Source organism: Pseudomonas sp. VI4.1, assembly GCF_002029345.1.
Taxonomy (GTDB): Bacteria; Pseudomonadota; Gammaproteobacteria; order Pseudomonadales; family Pseudomonadaceae; genus Aquipseudomonas.
This window is the reverse complement of record NZ_MULM01000155.1, coordinates 39,787-59,397: the sequence shown is the minus strand read 5'-3', so window position 1 is coordinate 59,397 and position 19,611 is coordinate 39,787. Positions and strand designations below refer to the sequence as shown.

The window sequence follows — 19,611 nt, the reverse complement described above, 5'->3', positions numbered from 1 at the left end:
GGGCAAGCCTCGCTCCTACACCATCGCCGGTTTAGCGAGCGAATCCGTGCCCATGCTGCGTGAATCATTCGGCCCGAACACCGCCGCCGGTTCCGGGAACAGGCTCAGCAACGCCAGGTACACCAGCGACGCCAGGCCCAGGGTCACCGGCAGGCTGACATCGATGCCACCCGCCAGATCACCCAGGGGTCCGACAAACTGCCCTGGCAGGTTCACAAAGCACAGGCCGACCAGTGCGCTCGGGATCCAGGCCCCCAGCCCGCGCCAGTTCCAGCCATGGGTGAACCAGTAACGACCGCCTTTCTCGCCGCGGGTGAACACCTGCAGGTCATCCGGGCAGTAGAAGCCGCGACGCACCAGCAGACCGATGATCATGATCACCATCCACGGGGTGGTGCAGGTGATGATCAGCACGGCGAAGGTCGATACGCTCTGCACCAGGTTCGCCGCAAAGCGCCCGATGAAGATGAAGGCAATCGACATCACGCCGATCAGCAACGTCGCCTTGACCCGCGACAGCACACGAGGGAATACGCTGGACATGTCCAGCCCGGTGCCATACAGCGAAGTGGTGCCGGTGGACATGCCGCCGATCACCGCAATCAGGCACACCGGCAGGAAGAACCAGCTCGGCGAGACCGCCAGCAGACCGCCGACGTAGTTGTTGGCGGCGATGTAGTCCGGCGCCTTGATCGCCACGATGGTGGCGGTGGTCAGGCCGAACAGGAACGGGATGAAAGTGGCGATCTGCGAGATCACCACAGCCGCCATGATCCGGCGCTTGGAGGTGTCACGCGGGATGTAGCGCGACCAGTCACCGAGGAACGCGCCGAAGGAAATCGGGTTGCTCATGGCGACCAGCGCAGCGCCGATGAAGGCCGCCCAGAACCCCGGTTGCCCCAGGCTGACGGTGCCTGCGTAGTTCACATCGAAAGGCCCGGCAAAAGCGAAGATGCCCAGCAGGAACAGCAGGCTGGCGCTCCACACCGCGATCTTGTTGACCCACAGCAGGAAGCGGAAGCCATAGATGCAAACGGTCAGCACCAGAATCGCGAACAGGCCGTAGGCCAGGCCCAGGGTCAGGTCGGTCTCCGGAAGACCGATCAGGCGCTTGGCACCACCGATCAGCGCATCCCCCGAACTCCACACCGAGAGCGAGAAGAAGGCGATGGCGGTCAGCAACGACAGAAACGACCCGACGATCCGCCCGTGCACGCCGAAATGCGCACCGGAAGACACGGCGTTGTTGGTGCCATTGAGCGGGCCGAACAGGCCCATGGGCGCGAGGATCAGCGAGCCCAGCAGCACACCGAGCACAATCGCCAGGACGCCCGCCTGGAAAGACAGGCCGAACAGTACCGGGAAACTGCCGAGCACGGCCGTGGCAAAGGTGTTGGAACCGCCGAAGATCATCCGGAACAAGTCCGTCGGACCAGCGGTGCGTTCGTTGTCCGGGATCTGTTCGACCCCGTGGGTTTCAATCTGCGTAAGGCTTTGGTCGTTGTTGTTGTTATTCATGATCTGCTCCGATCATAAAGGCGCGCTCATCGTGCGTGAGCGTCACCTGTTTGGCTAAGGGGGTGGCAGCCCTTCCGGCATCGCGGACAAATGTTCGTGGCAGGCCAGCCATAGGCCTTGTTGTTGTCGGCGAAACACAATCGTCTCGCGCTCCTGGCTGAAGTGTTGCTCCCCTTGCATGCGCAGCTCGGTGGCCACGTCATGGATGAAAATCGCCACATCACCCTGCAGGCTGACGAAGGCGTTGCTCGAGGTGCACGCAAGCACCTCGAAGCCATCCTCGGCGCGCCAGGTGTCCCACAACGCCTGATAGGCATCGCGCGACAGCAGGGGCTGCTCGAGGGTGTAGAACACGAAGCTGGCATCGGCGCTGAACGCGCCGAAGTAGGCTTCGCGATCGTTACGGGCGAAGGCTGACACCAGATCGGCGGCGGCTTTCAAAACCTGATCACGTTCGTGATGACCGATCCTCAGCGGTGGGCCACGCCAGGCAGTACGCAAAGCATTTCGTACAGCAGGTTGGCGGCCAGCAGCGAGGTGTTGCCGGTGGTGTCGTAGGCGGGCGAGACTTCTACCAGATCGCAACCGATCAGGTCGAGGCCTTGGCAGCCGCGAATGATCTCAATCGCCTGAATGGTCGTCAGACCACCGATTTCCGGGGTGCCGGTGCCTGGTGCCCAGGCTGGGTCGATGCCGTCGATGTCAAAAGTCAGGTACACCGGACCGCCGCCGACTTTCTCGCGGACTTCAGCCATCAGCGGGGCCAGGGATTTGTGCCAGCACTCTTCAGCCTGAACCACACGGAAGCCTTGTTTACGGCTCCAGTTGAAGTCTTCGGAGGTGTAACCCTGAGCGCGCAAGCCGATTTGCACCACGCGATCGCAGTCGATCAGGCCTTCTTCGGCGGCGCGACGGAAGGTGGTGCCGTGGGCGACTTTCTCGCCAAACATGTGGTCGTTCACATCGGCGTGAGCGTCGATGTGCACCAGGCCGACTTTGCCGTGCTTCTTGTGGATGGCACGCAGGATCGGCAGGGTGATGGTGTGGTCGCCGCCCAGGGTCAGCGGGATCACGTTGTGTTCGAGGATGGCGTCGTAGGATTCTTCGATGATCCGCACGGCGTCCAGCAGGTTGAACGTGTTGATCGCCACGTCGCCGATGTCGGCAACCGACAGCGAGTCGAACGGGGCGGCGCCGGTGGCCATGTTGTACGGGCGGATCATTACCGATTCAGCGCGGATTTCACGTGGCCCGAAGCGGGTGCCGGGACGCAGGGAGGTGCCGATGTCCAGCGGCACGCCAACGAAGGCGGCGTCGAGGCCGGCAGCGGTAGGTACATGGGGGAGTCGCATCATGGTGGCGATGCCGCCGAAGCGCGGCATTTCGTTGCCGCCCAGTGGTTGGTGAAGAATCTTGTCCACGGGTAGGGCCTCATCGTCGTTGTTTTATTATGTCGGTTGCGCCGTTCGGGGAGAGACGGGCACCGCTGTGGGCCGATTCTGCGAAATGTAGTGGCCGGGAAGAATCGCTACGGGCAAATACTTAGTTCAGATTTTTCTAAACTATCGGTTTGAAGGGCGATAGACTCTCGGCTTGAGAGATGTATTGCCCGGGTGGGCCGTTCGCCAGCAAGCCGGCTCCTACAGGTCGGCGCTAGTCGTGAATGTTGCTTGCCCCCTGTAGGAGCCGGCTTGCTGGCGATCGGTTGTGCAGCAACTGCCATGCAGACAACCCAGACTCAACTGAACCTGCACGGAGCCCCCATGGCCAACGCTTTACCCGACCTGAAACTGTTGCGCATCTTCGTCAGCGTGGTCCGTCATCAGGGATTCGCCAACGCCCAGCAGGAGCTCAACCTCTCGACCTCGGCCATAAGCACTTACATGAGCCAGCTCGAGGCGGCCCTCGGCCTGGTGCTGTGCCATCGCGGTCGCGGCGGCTTCAGCCTGACCAGCAAGGGTGAATTGTTCCATCAGGAAACCTTGCGACTGCTCGGCGAACTCGAAGGTTTCGAGCAGTACGCCGCCGCCCTCAAGGGCGAACTGCGCGGTACGCTGAACCTGGGGGTGATCGACTCCACCGTCAGCGACAAGGCCTTGCCCTTTGCCGAAGCCATCGGCGCCTACACCCAGGAGCACCCGGCGGTGCATTTGCACTTGTCGGTCATGAGCCCCTACGAACTGCAGCTCGGCGTGCAGGACAATCGCCTCGACCTGGCCATCGGCGCGTTCTCCACGCGCATGAGCGGGCTGGTCTACATGCCGCTGTACCGTGAGCAGCACTGGTTGTATTGCAGCAGTCGGCATCCGCTGTTCACCGAACGGCGTATCCCCGAGCAGGTCATCACCCAGCAGCGCATGGTCGGCCGGGGTTACTGGAGCCAGGCGGAACTGGCGCGCCATGGCTTCAAACACAGCGCGGCAACGGTGGAAAGTATGGAGGCGCAGCTGATTCTGGTGCTCTCCGGCGCCTATATCGGTTACCTGCCGGAACACTACGCCCAGGCCTGGGCCGACAAGGGCGACTTGCGGGTGCTGCTGCCGGCGACGTTCGGTTATCAGGCGCCATTTTCGATGATCGTGCGCCGTGGCCGCAGTCGCGAGCCGCTGATCCAGACCTTTCGCGACTTGCTTAAAGCGCAACTGAATCAGGCTTGAGACGATGTCCAGAATCCAATGCCCGCGCTGCCTGCGCCCACAGAGTCATTGCCTGTGCCCGCTGATTCCGAGTCTCGATAGCCGCACGCGGGTATTGCTGCTTCAGCATCCGAGCGAAGTGAACCATGCGCTGAACACCGCGCGGTTGGCGGCGTTGGGCTTGAACAATGCCGAGCTGATCGTGGGCGAGGTGTTCGAGGAGTTGCCCGCGTTGTTGAATCAACCGGGCTATCGGGCGCGGCTGTTGTTTCCTGCCGACGATGCGCAGCCGTTGCAGGCCTACACCGAAACCGGGGAACCGTTGCTGCTGGTGGTGCCGGACGGCACCTGGCGCAAGGCGCGCAAGATGCTGCACCTCAATCCGTTGCTGGCGGCGTTGCCCAGAGTGACCCTGGTTGCGGGGGGCGTATCTCGCTATCGGCTGCGCAAGGCGCCGGGGGCGGGGGCGTTGTCGACGGTGGAAGCGATTGTCCAGGCGTTGCAGACGCTGGAAGCGCCTGTCAGTTTTGAACCGTTGTTAAAGCCGTTCGAAGCGTTGATCGAGGGGCAGATTGCGGCGATGGGGGAGGAGGTCTTTCAGCGTAATCATGGGCCGAGATGATCATCGCTTGTGCGGCCCTCATCGTCGGATCGCCGCCCGGAGCAAGCCCGCGAAGAATGATAACGCGGTCCACCCGCTGAAAAATCACATCGGCTCCGGCGGCCCGATCAACCGCCCCATCACACCAAACACCCCCAACTCCCTGATCACTTCCAGCTCCGCTTTGCTCTCGACCATTTCCGCAATCAACGGCAAATCGATGCTGTTCGTCGCCCGGAAAATCGCCTCGATGAACAGCCGCTTGTCTGGCTGCTTATCGATGCCCCGAATATAGGCCCCGTCGATCTTCAGGTAAGCCAGCCCCAGTTGCGTCAGGTTGCCGATCTGGCTGAAGCTGCCACCAAAATGCTGCAAACCGATGCGGTAGCCAGTGTTGAGCAAACTATGGCTCAGACGCTGCAATTGCTCTGGAGGAGGCAGTTGGCGTTCGTCGATTTCCAGGGTCAGCAGCGCGGCCAGTTCAGGCAGTGATTCAAGCATTTCAAGGATCTTGTGCAGTTGCGCCTGGTCGCGCAGGGTGCTGCCGGACAGGCTCAACGCCAGGGGCCAGCGGTTGACCAGGAGGTAGTCGAGGGTGGCTTCGAGCATGATCAGGTCGAACCGCGCCGACCAGCCGAGGCGTTCGATCCATGGCAGGAAATGCCCGGCGGCAACCGCTTCGCCCCGGGGATCGAGCAGGCGCGCGAGGACTTTGTGATGCAGCACCTGGCTGGTGTCGGCGCATTGCACCACCGGTTGAAAATACAGGCGCATCTTGCCTTCGGTCAGGGCATCGTCGATCCAGGTTTGCCAGTCGTGTTGGGGCTGATTTGGCGCGCTGACGCTGTGGCTCAGCAGCCTCCATGGCCGCTCGGGGTGGCCCTGGGCTTCAGTCAGCGCCTGATCCAGCCGCAGCAGCACATCCCTGGCCGACTCGCCGGGCCGGAAGGCGACCATGCCCAAATGCGCCACCGGCATGCAGTCGCTGGCGCCGGTCAGGCGCAGGTTTTCCAGGGTGGCGCTGATTTCGGCGGCCAGGAGTGCGGCATCCTGGCTGCCCAGACCGGGTGTCAGCAGGCTGAATTCGCCACCGCGATTACGCGCCGCCAGCCAGGTACGACGCTCCGGTACCTGAGTCAGACGCATCAGCAAGTCACCGACGGTGCTGATCAAGGCGTCGGTGCGCTGGCCACCGAGGCGCTGGTTGAGGCCGACCAGATCATTGATTCGCAGCATCAGCAAATGGCCGTCACTGCTCTGCTCGCCGACCAGCAAATGGTCGGCCAGCTGTTCATCCAGCAAACGCCGGTTGGCCAGGCCGGTCAGGCTGTCCTGATAGGATTGCGCCCGCAATTTTTCACTGCGCGCGGCCTCCTCGGTGAACAGCGCCTTGAGTTTCTCGACCATCTGGTTCATGGCCAGCACCACGCGTTTCAGTTCAGGCGTACGCGCAGTCTCGGCAGGCTGAGGTACTCGCGTTTGCAGATGGCTTCGGCCTGTCTGACCATGGCCTCGAGCGGACGAAATTGCCGCCGCAACAACCAGTCACCGAATACGGCGCTGAGCAATCCGCACAACAACAACCAGATCAGGCTGCCCAGTGTGCTGTCCCAGAGCCTGGCCAGGGCGAACTGTGGATTGCTCAACACTTCGACGCGCGCGACCTGTTCCCAGCCGCGCATGATCAGCGCATCGGCGCCCTGTGGATGCAGCTTGACCAGACTGACAAACCAGCCGGGAACGTCCTCGGCCAATGCCGCTGCGCTGCGCTCGACCAGCACCTGCTCATTCTCGATGTCGATGATCCGGATGCTGCTGAAATAGCCGCTGTCGAAAATCGAACCGACCATCGACTGGATCATTGCCGGGTCGTGGATTTGCGCGGTCAGCGATAACCCCAACGCCGTGGCGGTGTCCTGGGCGTGGGAGCGCAACTGGCCGAGCATCTGCTCGCGGGAGCTTTCCAGGCTGACAAAAAAACTGCCGCTGATCGCCACCAGCAGGAACAGGCAAATGGCGAGAAACAATTGTTTGCGCAGTGACATGGACACGCTCCTTGCTGTGTCGACTGGCGGTGGGCATGTCTGACTACTCGGGTGCAGATGCGTGAAGTCTAGGCGGTGTTTTGGCGAGGGAGGGCAAATCGTCGGCTTAAGATTTGTGCAGGGTTTTCTGCCTGAGGATATAAACCGTCACCAGCACTGCACTGGTCAGCATGAACGCGCGTGCCCATGGCAGTGGCACCAGGTAACAGGAAAGCAGGATGCTCGCCCACATCAGGCCGATGGCATACACCTTGCCCTTGAGCGGGATGCCATTGCCATCGAGGTAGTCGCGAATCCACGGCCCAAGCCACGGGTGCTCCACCAGCCACTGGTAAAAGCGCGGGGAACTGCGGGCAAAACAGGCCGCCGCCAGCAGCAGGAAGGGCGTGGTGGGCAACACCGGCAGGAAAATCCCGATCACCCCCAGCGTTACGCTCAGCCAGCCGATGGCCAGCAGTACGTAACGCAACATCAGGGAGCGGTTGCCTATGGGATTGTCCATAGGCAAGACCTTAGTGGTGACGTGGCTTGAGGATCGCCGGTTTTTCGTCGGGCGCCTGGCACAGCAGGTACAGCGCGGTCAGGGCTTCCGGGATCTGCACGATCATGTCGTCCATCAGGTTGGCGTCTTTGGCGATGTCTTCGAACTCAGGCTGTTCGTCGAACAGACCCGAACCGACCATGATCGGCAGCAGCATTTCGCTGACTTCGTCTTCGGCGGTTTCGAACCAGGCCGCTTCGCGCAGGAACACGCCTTCCATGAAACCGATGCACCAGCCGCGCAGGTCGGAATCATCCGGCTCTTCGCCCAGGTCCAGGTCGCAAGGCAGCTCGAACTCTTCGTCGGACGCCAGTTGGCGGGCGATGTGCGCCTTGAGGGCCAGCAGGGTGGATTCGATCGCTTCACGCTCGGTGTCGTCGGCGTAATGCGGCTCTTCAGCGAAGAGCGCGTCGATCCATTCACGGTCGGGAACGCTTTCGGAACAGATCGACAGCGCAGTGAGGTAGCCGTGGGCGGCCACGTAGTCCAGCGCCTCGTCATGCAGTTCGTCGGCGTCGAGGAAGACTTGCAAACGGGTTAGTTGCTCAGCGAAGGACATTAAAGGGCTACCTTGGGGAATTAAACAGATGCGGGAATTCTAGGCCTTCTTGAGCAGTCAGGCCAGCCGCGCGGGATATTTGCTCCCCGGCACACTGCTCCTGCAGGGTGGAAAACGCCGAACCCTATGTAGGAGCTGGCTTGCCGGCGAAGGCGTCTTCATGGGCGATGCAAGGCTTGAGGCCGCCTTCGCTGGCAAGCCAGCTCCTACAGGAGGTTCGGTATTGGCTTGCGTGTGTCTTCTCAGCGGCACCCTGTGGCGGACAGGCGTCGGGTATACTCGCGCGTTTTGTGATGCCCTGCTGGCGCCACGGCTGAGATGTGAAGCGTCATGCAATGCGCACTTACTATTCGTCAGTGCAGCCTGCGTGGTTCTGAACCAGTCTTGCAGGGATGTTTTTGGTGATTTCTGGAGTTTTTATGCTCGAACAGGCTCAACGCGTCCTCAAGGACATCTTCGGCTACGACAGTTTCCGTGGCCGCCAGGGTGCAATCATTGAGCGCGTGGCCAGCGGCGGCGACGCCCTGGTGCTGATGCCTACCGGCGGCGGCAAATCCCTGTGCTTCCAGGTGCCGGCGCTGCTGCGCGAAGGTTTGGCGGTGGTGGTTTCGCCGCTGATCGCGTTGATGGACGATCAGGTCGCGACCCTCGAAGAGCTGGGTGTCGCCGCGGCTGCACTGAATTCCACACTGAGCGCCGAGCAGCAACGGGATCTGGCTGCCCGGATCAAGCGCGGTGAAGTGAAGATGCTTTATCTCGCGCCCGAGCGCCTGGTCCAGCCGCGCATGCTCGCGTTCCTGCAAAGCCTTGAAATCGCCCTGTTCGCCATCGATGAAGCGCATTGCGTGTCCCAGTGGGGCCACGACTTCCGCCGCGAATACCTGCAACTGGGCCAGCTGGCGGAGCTGTTCCCCCATGTCCCGCGCATCGCCCTGACCGCGACCGCCGACAAGCGTACCCGGGAAGAAATCGTCGAGCGCCTGCACTTGCAGGACGCCGAGCGTTTCCTCTCGAGTTTCGATCGCCCGAACATTTTCTACCGCATCGTGCCCAAGGAGCAGCCGCGCAAGCAATTGCTGGCGTTCCTGGCCGAACGGCGCAGCGATGCCGGCATCGTCTATTGCCTGTCGCGCAAGAAGGTCGACGAAGTCGCGGTGTTCCTCAGCGAGCAAGGGTTCCCGGCACTGCCCTATCACGCCGGTCTGCCCAACGATACCCGGGCCCACCACCAGAAACGCTTCCTCAACGAGGAAGGCCTGATCATGGTCGCCACCGTGGCATTCGGCATGGGCATCGATAAACCCAACGTGCGCTTCGTCGCTCACCTCGATTTGCCCAAATCCCTTGAAGCGTATTACCAGGAAACCGGTCGCGGCGGCCGTGACGGGCTGCCGGCGGATGCCTGGATGGCGTACGGCCTGCAAGACGTGGTGATGCTCAAGCAGATGTTGCAGAACTCCGAGGGCGACGAACGCCACAAGCGTCTGGAGCAGCACAAGCTCGACGCGATGCTCTCGCTCTGCGAAGAAACCCGCTGCCGCCGCCAGACGCTGCTGGCTTATTTCGACGAAGACATGCCTGAACCCTGCGGCCATTGCGACAACTGCGTCGACGGCGTACAGACCTGGGACGCTACCGAACCGGCCCGCCAGGCGCTCTCGGCGATCTACCGCACCGGCCAACGCTATGGCGTCGGGCATCTGGTGGACGTGCTGCTGGGCAAGGACAACGAGAAAATCCGCAGCATCGGTCATCAGCACCTGTCGGTCTACGGTGTCGGCAAGGCGATGGCCGAAGGAGAATGGCGCTCCCTGTTCCGCCAGCTGGTTGCCCGCGGCCTGGCCGACATCGACCTCGAAGGTTACGGCGGCCTGCGCCTGAGTGACAGCTGCCGGCCATTGCTCAAGGGCGAAGTGACCCTGGAACTGCGCCGCGACCTCAAGCCGCAAACCACTGCCAAAAGCAGCAAGAGCCAGGCGAGCCAGCTGGTTCGCGGCGAAGAACGCGAACAGTGGGAAGCCTTGCGGGCCCTGCGTCGCAAACTCGCCGAAGAGCATGGTGTGCCGCCCTACGTCATCTTCCCCGACTCGACGCTGCTGGAAATGCTGCGCAGCCAGCCGACCTCGCTGGCGGAGATGGCCACGGTCAGCGGCGTCGGTGCACGCAAGCTGGAGCGTTATGGCCAGGCCTTCCTCGAAGTGCTTGGCGGCCAGGTCGAGGCGCCACCCGTGGTGGCCGACGTACGCCACGAGCTGATCACCCTGGCGCGGGCCGGCATGACCCCGCTGCAGATCGCCGGTCAACTGCAATGCTCGGAAAAGAACGTCTACACCATGCTCGCCGAAGCGATTGGCAAGCAGCAGTTGTCGCTGGAGCAGGCGCTGGATCTGCCCGAAGACTTGATGGGCGAAATCCAGGACGCCTTCCTTGACGGCGAGGGTGAATTGCCACCCGTGTCGGAGATTGCCGCGCTGTTCGCCGGACGAGTGCCGGAAGGTGTTTTGTACTGCGTCCGGGCCGCTCTGCAGTCGGAATTCGAAATCTGATGGCTTGGTATACAGATGTAACGATTCACTGAATGGCAACCCTTGCCTATAGCCAAGGGTCATGCTTAGCTGACTAATAATTAGTATTTCTCTATTTCAGCCTAATCATGAGTGTTTTATGCCGTTCACCGATCAACACCGCTTTGGCATGCAACTGGCCCAGATGTCACGTGGCTGGCGTGCCGAACTGGACCGCCGCCTGGCCGGCCTGGGACTGTCCCAGGCTCGCTGGCTGGTGCTGCTGCACCTGGCGCGTTTCGACGATGCACCCACCCAACGCGAACTGGCGCAAAGCGTCGGCGTAGAAGGGCCGACCCTGGCCCGGTTGCTCGACAGCCTGGAAGGCCAGGGACTGGTGCAACGTCAATCGGTACTGGAAGACCGCCGGGCCAAGAAGATCGTCCTCTGTGCCCCGGCCCACCCCCTGATCGACCAGATTGAAACCATTGCCACCCAGTTGCGTCACGAACTGTTCGAAGGCGTTGATGAAGCGGATCTGAAAATCTGCATGCGGGTTCACGGTCACATACTGGCCAACCTGGAAAAATCTTGAGGCATAGCCGCGTGCCGGTCCTTTGAGATACCCCGTTGGGCAGACTATAAAGAACTAGTCGGCAATATCGTGTTCGTACCGGATGTGCGAACGCGTACAAGTTGGTTCCGGTTATCCAAGGGATGCTCATGCTCGAGAGTTTGCACGTGGTATTGCGGGGTTGCGCCAGGCTGCTTCTGGTCGGTGGTGCTGTTGCCTACTCGGCATTGGCCCCCGCGCTGGGCTTGGGTGAAATCACCCTGCATTCGGCACTGAATCAACCGCTGCGTGCCGACATCGCCCTGATGGACGCCGCGGGCCTTGCGGAGGGCGAGTTGTCGGTCAGCCTGGCGACGGCAGAAGAATTCAGCCGCGCCGGCGTTGATCGGGCGTTCTTCCTCAACGACCTGAAGTTCACGCCGATCCTGCGCGGCGACCGCCGGCTGATCCGGGTGAGCTCCAACAAGCCGGTCAATGAGCCCTTCCTCAATTTCCTGGTGCAGCTCAATCAGCCCAACGGACGCGTGCTGCGCGAGTACACGGTATTGATCGACCCGCCGGGCGCACCGGGGATTGTTCCGGTGGCTGACGAACCGGTTGCCAGCACTCAATCGTCCGGATTCCCGAGTGTCGAGCCGGCCGTGGCAGTGGCACCTGCGGTGAAGAGCAAAAAGCCGCTCACCCCGTCTGTCGCGCAACCGGCTGCCGCGCCGGTCACTGATCCTGTTGCCGAGCAACTGGCCGTCAGCGTCCTGAAGAACCAGGCGTTGCAAACCACGATCGATGAGCTGAATGCAAAATTGCAGGCTCAGAACGAGCACATTGCCGGCCAGAAAAAACAGGTCACCGAGTTGCAGACTCAATTGGCGCAAGTCACCCAGGCTGCGGTGGCGCCTGTTGCGCCTGTTGCGCCAGACGTCGCGGCGCCAGCGCCGGTTGCCGTTGAAAAAATCGAGACGACTCACTGGCCACTGATCTACGGGGTGCTGTTGCTGGTGGCCCTGGCGTTGCTCGGATGGTTCATTCGCCGTCGGCGACAGCAGGTTCAGGCAGTCCCTGAGCCGTTAGCCGTTTTGCCGTCACGGCAGGAGCCGGTGCTGGATCGGCAAGCGCAGCCGCCTGCTCCGGCATCCGGCCAGGGCGAAGAGTCGTCGGCGGGCGATGTGCTCGAAGGGGTCGGCATCTATCTGGCCTATGGCCGTTTTTCCGAAGCGGCCGGTGTGTTGAGGGAGGCGTTGGTCAAGGAGCCGAACCGCACCGATCTGGCCGTGCAGCTGTTGGAAGTGCTGGGCCGGCAGGGTGACGTGTCCGCCTATGAAGCGCAGGAAAACAGCCTGCGTGATACCGGATTCGACCCGCACCAGCTTCAGGAAATGCGTGAGCGTTATCCGAAACTGGGCACTGTGGCCGCCTTGGCCATCGCACCGCCCTTGGTTGCGCAGCCCCAGGCCGCCGCCAGCGATGAGTTCCAGTTGAACCTGGATGACCTTTCGATGGATTCGAACTGGGACTTGATCAGCCCCTTCGACACTTCACCGCCCGCCGCCGCATCGCCGAATGAGGCGTCACGCCCCCACGAGCCTGAATTCACCTCGAATCTGCACGTCTTGCCCGATGTGTTCGAAATGCCTGACGAACCGACGCTGGACGAACCCGCGTTCGAGTGGGTGGCCGAACCTGATGCGCAGCCGCTGGATGACGACTTTCTCGACGGATTCGCAGATACCGGCTTGTCCCTGGAACTTGAACCGTTGAGTGCCGAGGATCCTGAGCCGTCCGAATCGAGCAATGCAGGCAAACTGGAGCAGGCCCAGACCTGCATCGATGACGGCGACCTGGACAGCGCCATCGAACTGCTCAACGAGCTGCTCAAGGACGGCGACGAGCCACTCAGACAGACCGCCCGGAGTCTATTGGCCGGCATCCGCTGAAGGTCAAAAGATCGGGGCAAACGATAAACCCGGTTATGATAGCGACGCCCTCTGGCCCAGGAATCCTGCCCATCATGACCGCGCATAAACCGGAAATCGTCATCACGTATTGCACGCAATGCCAATGGCTGTTGCGTGCGGCCTGGCTGGCCCAGGAACTGCTCAGTACCTTTGGCGACGACCTGGGCAAAGTGTCCCTGGTGCCCGGCACCGGCGGGGTCTTTCACATTTTTTGTGACGAGGTGCAAATCTGGGAACGCAAGGCCGACGGCGGTTTTCCCGAGGCCAAGGTGCTCAAGCAGCGGGTCCGCGACCGGATCGATCCGGACCGCGACCTGGGGCACAACGACCGCACTCAGTGAGACGGGGCTTGTGCCGCAACGGTCTTGTTGCTTGAACCGCCCGAGAGCCGGCTGGACACCACAATCGCTACGATGATCAGCGCACCGCCGAACAGCATGCGCAGCGTCGGGTTTTCATCGAACAGCAACCAGGCCATGGTGATTCCGTAAACCGGCTCCAGGGCGAACACCACCGCGGCGGTTCGCGCCTTGATCACTGCCAGGCTGGCGACGAACAGGCTATGAGCGACGCCGGTGCAGAACACTCCGAGCAGGCCAATCCACAGCCAGTCGAGGGCGCGCACCTCGCTCAATTGCGGTGCCGCCACCGGCAGCAGGCACAGCGCGACCACCACGTTCTGACACAGCGCCGCCTGCACCGGCGGGATGCGCCCGGAGCTGGCTCGGTTGGTCAACGACAGCAGGGCGAACAGCAAGCCGGAAGCCACCGCCCACAGCAGGCCGGTGGTGGCGCCACTGGCCAGATCGAAGTCCGGCGTGACCAGCACCAGCCCGACGCTCACCAGCACCACCAGCAGGATTTCGTTGGCGCGAATCCGCTCGCGGAAGATCAGCCCTTCGAGGATCACGGTAAACGCCGGGAAACTGGCAAAGCCCAGGGTCGCGATCGCCACGCCGGCGACCTTCACCGCAATGAAAAAACTGACCCAGTGCCCGGCCAGCAGCAAGCCGCTGAGCAACAACCGGCGCCAGTCCACGGCCTCGAGCTTGCGCCAGCGCGTAGCGCTGGCGAACCGCGCAAAAAACGCCAACGCCAGCACGGCAAAGGCGGCACGCCCGAAAACGATGACGGCGGGGGAGGCGGCGGCGAGTTTGCCGAACACACCGGTCAGGCCAAACATCAGTGCGCCGATATGCAGGGCGCCAAGGGCGGTACGGGGAGTCATTGCAATCCTTGATAAACGTATCGAATCTCACCAACGTGAGCACGGTCCCGGGTAGGAGCTGCCGCAGGCTGCGGCAGCTCCTACACGAATCGTGTGAGGCCATCTGTGTCTGTCGACAAACTATCGTTGTTTGTCGCCAGCCTCGCGCCGCAATGTGCCGGGCGAGGCGCCAAATTCGCGCAGCACCGCGGCCGCGAAGGCGCTCTGCGAGCTGTAGCCGACCCGACTGGCGATCTCACCAATGGGCAGCGCCGAATCCCGCAGCATGCCCACGGCCATATGCAAGCGCCGGCTACGGATATAGTCCATCGGGGTCTGACCGCATTCGGCAACGAAGCGCGCATGCACCCGGGCGCTGGACAGTCCGGCGATACGCGCCAGGTCGGCGACTTGCAGCGGGTAGGCTGCATGCTGATCAATATGCGCATTGAGCGCCGCATAGGGCAGGCGCCGACCGCCCACCACCTGCGGTTTGGCATGGTTGAGGCTGGCCAGCAACAGCACCGCACCCTGTTGCGCGATCAGAGGATCACTGACCTGGCTGGCCGCCAGCCAGTTCACCAGTTGGCTTTGCCCGGCATCCAGCGGCAGGCGCCCGGCGTTGTCGAGCAAGCGCCGGCTGGCTTGCGCGTGATCACCCAGTGACTGCAAGACCCACTCATCGCCTGGCACATCCAGCACCAGGCAACGGCTGCCATTGGCGCTGCCGCAGGCATGGTGAAAACCGGACGGCACCACCACGAAACTCTGCTGGACCACCTGGCTGCCGCGTCCGTCGACCTCGAAATCCAGCGCGCCAGACAGTCCGAACACCAGTTGCGCGTGGTCGTGGCTGTGGACGATCAGCTCGTCGCTGTACTGGCGTAGCGTGAGGATCGGTCTCATCGCAGGTCTCCCGAATAAGGTCGCCATTCTACACCGAGGGCGTACGCGAGCGCTGTCACGGGACTGACTTGCCTCTGTCATGGGCCATTAATCCGGCCGGCGCAAGCTTGCCCAAACAAACGCCAGAGGGTTGCCCATGACCAGCGCCGAGTTCGCCAAACCCAGTCGCAAGCAACGTGTGCGGACCTTGTGGATTTCCGATGTGCATCTGGGCACCCGGGATTGCCAGGCCGAGCACCTGTCGCAGTTTCTCAAGGGCTACCATGCGGACAAGGTCTACCTGGTCGGCGACATCATCGACGGCTGGAAACTGCGCGGCGGCATGTACTGGCCCCAGGCGCACACCAATGTGATCCGTCGTTTGCTGACCATGAGCAAGCGCGGCACCGAGGTGATTTACGTTACCGGCAACCATGACGAGTTCCTGCGCCGTTACTCGAAGCTGATCCTGGGCAACATCCAGTTGGTGGACGAAGCCGTGCACGTCACCGCCGATGGCCGTCATTTGCTGGTGATCCATGGCGACCAGTTCGATGTGATCACCCGTTACCACCGCTGGCTGGCCTTTCTTGGCGACTCCGCCTACGAAGTGACCCTGACCCTCAACCGCTGGCTCAATCATTGGCGTGCCCGTTATGGCTATGGCTACTGGTCGTTGTCGGCGTATCTCAAGCACAAAGTGAAGACAGCGGTCAGCTTCATCGGCGATTTTGAAGAAGCCATTGCCCACGAATGCGTCAAACGCGGACTGCATGGGGTGGTGTGCGGGCACATCCACCATGCCGAGATCCGCAAGGTGGGCGAGGTGGATTACCTCAATTGCGGGGATTGGGTGGAGTCGTGCACGGCGTTGATCGAGCATTGGGACGGCTCGATCGAGTTGTATCGGTTGGCGGATGCCCAGGCGCGGGAAGCGGAGTTGAGAGCAGTGAAAGTCGCGGAGCCGGCCTGAACACTCCAGATCCATCAGGCTGGCGCATGCTCCGCCATCGCCGCCTTGTAAATCGAATTCCTCGGCTGCGCAAACACCCGCTCCATCATTGGCTCGAAGAAGCTCAACGGCAGCGTGTCATACGCCGGATCAAACCCCGCCGCATCATATCTGGCGCAGAATTCGATCGTCGCCTGATACTGCGGATGGCCGCTGAATTGCTCGCGCAAATGCCGGTCCATGCCCAGGTAATGGAAGAAGTAATACCCCTGGAAGATCCCGTGTTTTTCCACCATCCACAGATTCTCGGCGCTGACGAACGGCTTGAGGATCGCCGCGGCGATGTCTGGATGGTTATAGGAACCCAGGGTATCCCCGATGTCGTGAAGCAGGGCGCAGACCACGTATTCTTCGTCGCGACCATCGCGCCAGGCGCGGGTGGCGGTTTGCAGGGAGTGGGTCAGGCGATCCACCGGGAAGCCGCCGAAGTCACCCTCGAGCAATTTCAGGTGCGCCACAATCCGCGTCGGCAGTTGTCGGGCGTAGGCACTGAAGTCGGCGGCGATGATCGCCCAGTCTTCCTGCGTGCCGTCCTTCATGTGGGTGAAACGGGCGTTGGCATTCATCGACTGTCCTCGGTTGACGGATTGCCCCTAGAACGGCACGCGACCCAGGATCATGTCCCGGTACATCACGAAATCGCCGAGCAGGCTGTACAGCGGGTGCTGGAAGGTCGCGGGACGGTTTTTTTCGAAGAAGAAATGCCCGATCCAGGCGAAGCTGTAACCCGCCAGCGGCAAGGTCAGCAACATCAGCCAGGCACCTTTGCCGAGGGTCAGGGCCAGGATGAAGATCACCAGCGTCGTGCCGATAAAGTGCAGTCGTCGGCAGGTACTGTTGCTGTGTTCGCTGAGGTAATACGGGTAAAACTCAGCGAAACTGTTGAAACGTCTGATGTTTTCCACGACCGCGATCTCGGTGGTTATTGTTCTGACTGCAAGTTGTTCTGCGGGTAGCTTATTTAAGTCTAGAGTGAACAATGGCATCAGCCAGTGACTATGGGCGCCACTTTAGTATCCTTCGGAAATCGGCCGCTGCGTGCGGCTCATCATTTAAGAACACGCCATGAGCGAACGAACGACATCTGCAAGCTGGGCAATGGGGATTGTCAAGGCACTGGAAATGGATGGCCTGGATTGCCGGGTTCTGTTCAGGCAACTGGGACTCGACTATTCAGCGCTGGATGATCCGGACGCGCGCTTCCCGCAAGATTCCATGACACGCCTGTGGCAGCGTGCGGTCGAGCTGTCCGGCAACCCGGCGATTGGCCTGAACATGGGCAAGGTGGTGCGGCCGGCCTCCTTCCACGTGGCGGGCTATGCCCTGATGTCCAGCCAGACCCTGGCCGAAGGTTTTCAGCGGCTGGTGCGTTATCAGCGGATCATCGCTGAAAGTGCCGACCTGAGTTTCCGGTTGCTGGATGAAGGCTATGCGCTGATTCTGACGGTGCATGGCGACCATCTGCCGCCTACCCGGCAGAGCGCCGAAGCTTCACTGGCCTGTGCCCTGGCGCTGTGTGGCTGGTTGACCGGGCGCATCCTGCAGCCGCGCAAGGTGTTGTTGCAGGGCGATGAGCCGATCAATCTCGAACCCTATAAACAAGCCTTCCACGCCCCGATGGCATTCAACGCGCCGTATGACGCGTTGATCTTCGAGCGCGCCGACATGGAAGCGCCGCTGCCGACGGCCAACGAGGCGATGGCGCTGCTGCATGACCGGTTTGCCGGCGAATACCTGGCGCGGTTCTCCGAAAGCCGGGTGACCCACAAGGCGCGGCAGGTGTTGTGCCGGTTGCTGCCCCAGGGCGAACCCAAGCGCGATACCGTGGCGCAGACCCTGCACCTGTCGCAACGGACCTTGCAGCGACGCCTGCAGGAAGAGGGCACGAGTTTCCAGGCGCTGTTGGACGACACCCGGCGCGAACTGGCGGAGCAGTATCTGGCGCAACCGGGCATGACCCTGCTGGAGATTGCCTACCTGTTGGGGTTCGCCGATCCGAGCAACTTCTTCCGCGCTTTTCGACGCTGGTTCGATGCCACCCCCGGCGAGTACCGGGTGCGGTTGATGGAAACGCCGAACCCGGTCAGTGACGCCAGAACGCCGGTATACACAGGACAAATACCGTAATGATCTCCAGTCGGCCGAGCAGCATGCCGAACGAGAGAATCCATTTGGCGGCGTCCGGCAGGGACGCGAAGTTACCTGCCGGGCCGATGGTCTCGCCCAGTCCCGGACCGACACCGGACACGGTACTGGCCGCGCCGGTAAGGGCGGTCATCCAGTCCACGCCGAGCAGCGACAGCAGCAGGGCGATCACGCAGATGGTGATGGCGAAGAAGAACGAAAAGGTCAGGATCGAGCGCACGATCTCTTCGTCGAGACGGTGACCGTTGTACTTCTGCTTGATCACCGCACGCGGGTGAATCAATTGGTTAAGGTTGGCCTTGAGCAGGATATAGGCGACCTGGAAACGGAAAATCTTGATCCCGCCAGCGGTCGATCCCGAGCAGCCGCCGACAAAGCCCAGGTAGAAGAACAACATCAGCGAGAAATTTCCCCACAAGCTGTAGTCCCCAAGCGCGAAGCCTGTCGTCGTCACCACCGAGGTCACGTTCAGCGCCACGTGCCGCAATGCCTCGAGCCAATGCAGCTGGGTGGTCCACCAGTACCAGGTGCCGAGTACCAGCCAGGTCACCAGCAGCATGCCGAGCAAGCCTTGCACCTGCTGATCCTTGATCAGGGCCTTGCGGTTACCGCGCAAGGTCGCCACGTACAGGGTGAACGGCAGGCTGCCAAGAATCATGATGACGATGGCGACCCAGTGCACCGCCGGTTGCGTCCATTTCGCCAGGGACTGGTCGGAGGTGGAGAAACCGCCGGTGGAGATCGCCGACATGGCGTGGTTGATCGCATCGAACGGGGTCATCCCGGCCCACCAGAACGCCAGGCTGCCGAAAATGGTAATGCCGACGTAGGCCGCGACGATCAGGCGCGCCACCATGTGCGAGCGGGGCATGACCTTTTCGGAACGGTCCGACGACTCGGTCTGGAACAGGCGCATGCCACCGATGCGCAGCAGTGGCAGAATCGCGACCGCCATGCCGATAAACCCGATGCCGCCGATCCAGTGCAGCAACGAGCGCCACATCAGGATGCCGGGGGACATGTCATCCAGGCGGTTGAGCACCGTCGCTCCGGTGGCGGTAATCCCGGACATGCTTTCGAAGAACGAGTCGGTGTAGCTGATATGTTGAGTCAGCAGAAACGGCAGCGCGGCGAAAATGCACACCACCAGCCAGCTGCTGACGGTCAGCAGGTACATGTCCCGCGGGCGCAGGTGCACGTGTTCGGGACGCCCGGGAATGACCAGGGCCAGGCCTGCGACAAAGGTGATCATGCTCGCCCAGAGAAACGACGGCAGATCGCCGGTGCGCTCGAAGATCACCAGCGTGGCCATGGGCACGACCATGGCGATGGCCAGCGTGATCAGGAAGATGCCGATGATGAAACCAATGGTCCGTAAGGTCGGCAACGCCATGAAGTCCGCTCGGGCTGAAATAGGGAAGGGCGCCATTCT

18 protein-coding genes and 1 pseudogene are annotated in these 19,611 nt (G+C 61.9%); 8 read left to right on the top strand and 11 right to left on the bottom strand.

The genetic code is table 11. The features are described from left to right. Positions 1-15: 15 nt before the first annotated feature. Genes BZ163_RS16315 through speB form a run of 3 tightly spaced genes read right to left on the bottom strand, consistent with a single transcriptional unit; the run spans position 16 to position 2,939 of the window. On the bottom strand, positions 16-1,518 hold the full coding sequence (locus tag BZ163_RS16315; protein ID WP_128871767.1) for a cytosine permease: 1,503 nt from the start codon (positions 1,516-1,518) through the stop codon (positions 16-18). Positions 1,519-1,572: 54 nt separating this feature from the next. Then, complete coding sequence (locus tag BZ163_RS16310; protein ID WP_128871783.1) at positions 1,573-1,986, bottom strand: nuclear transport factor 2 family protein; 414 nt, start codon at positions 1,984-1,986, stop codon at positions 1,573-1,575. 2 nt (positions 1,987-1,988) lie between these two features. Then, the gene (gene speB / locus BZ163_RS16305) at positions 1,989-2,939 is read right to left on the bottom strand and encodes an agmatinase (RefSeq protein ID WP_128871766.1); all 951 of its coding nucleotides are present in this window, start codon (positions 2,937-2,939) and stop codon (positions 1,989-1,991) included. A 342-nt stretch (positions 2,940-3,281) separates the two neighbouring features. Here speB and BZ163_RS16300 point away from each other — a divergent pair, with 342 nt between their 5' ends. Together BZ163_RS16300 and BZ163_RS16295 are read left to right on the top strand one after the other, a co-directional pair. Continuing rightward, positions 3,282-4,175, top strand: a complete 894-nt coding sequence (locus tag BZ163_RS16300; RefSeq protein ID WP_064679167.1) for a LysR family transcriptional regulator — start codon at positions 3,282-3,284, stop codon at positions 4,173-4,175. Between the two features lie 4 nt (positions 4,176-4,179). After that, positions 4,180-4,776, top strand: a complete 597-nt coding sequence (locus tag BZ163_RS16295) for a tRNA-uridine aminocarboxypropyltransferase (RefSeq protein WP_128871765.1) — start codon at positions 4,180-4,182, stop codon at positions 4,774-4,776. An 84-nt stretch (positions 4,777-4,860) separates the two neighbouring features. Here the strand turns inward: BZ163_RS16295 and lapD are convergent. The 3 genes and pseudogenes from lapD to BZ163_RS16280 all read right to left on the bottom strand — a co-directional run bounded on the left by lapD (position 4,861) and on the right by BZ163_RS16280 (position 7,900). Further along, positions 4,861-6,800: pseudogene (gene lapD, locus BZ163_RS16290) on the bottom strand (cyclic di-GMP receptor LapD). A 106-nt stretch (positions 6,801-6,906) separates the two neighbouring features. Continuing rightward, positions 6,907-7,302: a YbaN family protein gene (locus tag BZ163_RS16285; protein ID WP_128871764.1), complete on the bottom strand. Its 396-nt coding sequence runs from the start codon at positions 7,300-7,302 to the stop codon at positions 6,907-6,909. Positions 7,303-7,312: 10 nt separating this feature from the next. Beyond that, positions 7,313-7,900 carry a YecA family protein gene (locus BZ163_RS16280; RefSeq protein ID WP_030130067.1) on the bottom strand — a complete coding sequence of 196 codons (588 nt, stop codon included), beginning with the start codon at positions 7,898-7,900 and terminating at the stop codon, positions 7,313-7,315. Positions 7,901-8,319: 419 nt separating this feature from the next. On the opposite strand from BZ163_RS16280, the gene recQ reads away from it, so the two are divergent. From recQ to BZ163_RS16260, 4 genes are all read left to right on the top strand, one after another. After that, positions 8,320-10,446, top strand: a complete 2,127-nt coding sequence (recQ, locus tag BZ163_RS16275) for a DNA helicase RecQ (protein WP_128871763.1) — start codon at positions 8,320-8,322, stop codon at positions 10,444-10,446. 118 nt (positions 10,447-10,564) lie between these two features. Further along, positions 10,565-10,999, top strand: coding sequence for a MarR family transcriptional regulator (locus BZ163_RS16270; RefSeq protein ID WP_128871762.1), 435 nt, complete (start codon positions 10,565-10,567; stop codon positions 10,997-10,999). A gap of 128 nt (positions 11,000-11,127) precedes the next feature. Next, complete coding sequence (locus tag BZ163_RS16265) at positions 11,128-12,909, top strand: FimV/HubP family polar landmark protein (protein WP_128871761.1); 1,782 nt, start codon at positions 11,128-11,130, stop codon at positions 12,907-12,909. A 74-nt stretch (positions 12,910-12,983) separates the two neighbouring features. Beyond that, positions 12,984-13,271: a SelT/SelW/SelH family protein gene (locus BZ163_RS16260; protein ID WP_128871760.1), complete on the top strand. Its 288-nt coding sequence runs from the start codon at positions 12,984-12,986 to the stop codon at positions 13,269-13,271. On the opposite strand, the gene BZ163_RS16255 is transcribed toward BZ163_RS16260, so the two are convergent. Together BZ163_RS16255 and BZ163_RS16250 are read right to left on the bottom strand one after the other, a co-directional pair. Further along, positions 13,265-14,158: a DMT family transporter gene (locus tag BZ163_RS16255; protein ID WP_128871759.1), complete on the bottom strand. Its 894-nt coding sequence runs from the start codon at positions 14,156-14,158 to the stop codon at positions 13,265-13,267. The two genes, BZ163_RS16260 and BZ163_RS16255, sit on opposite strands and share 7 nt — an antisense overlap. A 120-nt stretch (positions 14,159-14,278) precedes the next feature. Continuing rightward, positions 14,279-15,043: an AraC family transcriptional regulator gene (locus BZ163_RS16250; protein ID WP_128871758.1), complete on the bottom strand. Its 765-nt coding sequence runs from the start codon at positions 15,041-15,043 to the stop codon at positions 14,279-14,281. A gap of 136 nt (positions 15,044-15,179) precedes the next feature. Between BZ163_RS16250 and BZ163_RS16245 the strand changes: the two genes are divergently transcribed. Beyond that, positions 15,180-15,995, top strand: a complete 816-nt coding sequence (locus tag BZ163_RS16245; protein ID WP_128871757.1) for a UDP-2,3-diacylglucosamine diphosphatase — start codon at positions 15,180-15,182, stop codon at positions 15,993-15,995. A 14-nt stretch (positions 15,996-16,009) separates the two neighbouring features. Here the strand turns inward: BZ163_RS16245 and BZ163_RS16240 are convergent, their stop codons facing one another. Together BZ163_RS16240 and BZ163_RS16235 are read right to left on the bottom strand one after the other, a co-directional pair. Continuing rightward, entirely contained in the window at positions 16,010-16,600 is a 591-nt protein-coding gene (locus BZ163_RS16240; protein ID WP_128871756.1) for an HD domain-containing protein, read from the bottom strand. A 27-nt stretch (positions 16,601-16,627) separates the two neighbouring features. Continuing rightward, positions 16,628-16,939 carry a DUF962 domain-containing protein gene (locus BZ163_RS16235; RefSeq protein WP_128871755.1) on the bottom strand — a complete coding sequence of 104 codons (312 nt, stop codon included), beginning with the start codon at positions 16,937-16,939 and terminating at the stop codon, positions 16,628-16,630. A gap of 160 nt (positions 16,940-17,099) precedes the next feature. Between BZ163_RS16235 and BZ163_RS16230 the strand changes: the two genes are divergently transcribed. After that, positions 17,100-18,161, top strand: a complete 1,062-nt coding sequence (locus tag BZ163_RS16230; RefSeq protein ID WP_218190523.1) for an AraC family transcriptional regulator — start codon at positions 17,100-17,102, stop codon at positions 18,159-18,161. On the opposite strand, the gene BZ163_RS16225 is transcribed toward BZ163_RS16230, so the two are convergent. After that, positions 18,118-19,572, bottom strand: a complete 1,455-nt coding sequence (locus BZ163_RS16225; protein WP_128871754.1) for a TrkH family potassium uptake protein — start codon at positions 19,570-19,572, stop codon at positions 18,118-18,120. The genes BZ163_RS16230 and BZ163_RS16225 overlap by 44 nt on opposite strands. Positions 19,573-19,611 lie beyond the last annotated feature (39 nt).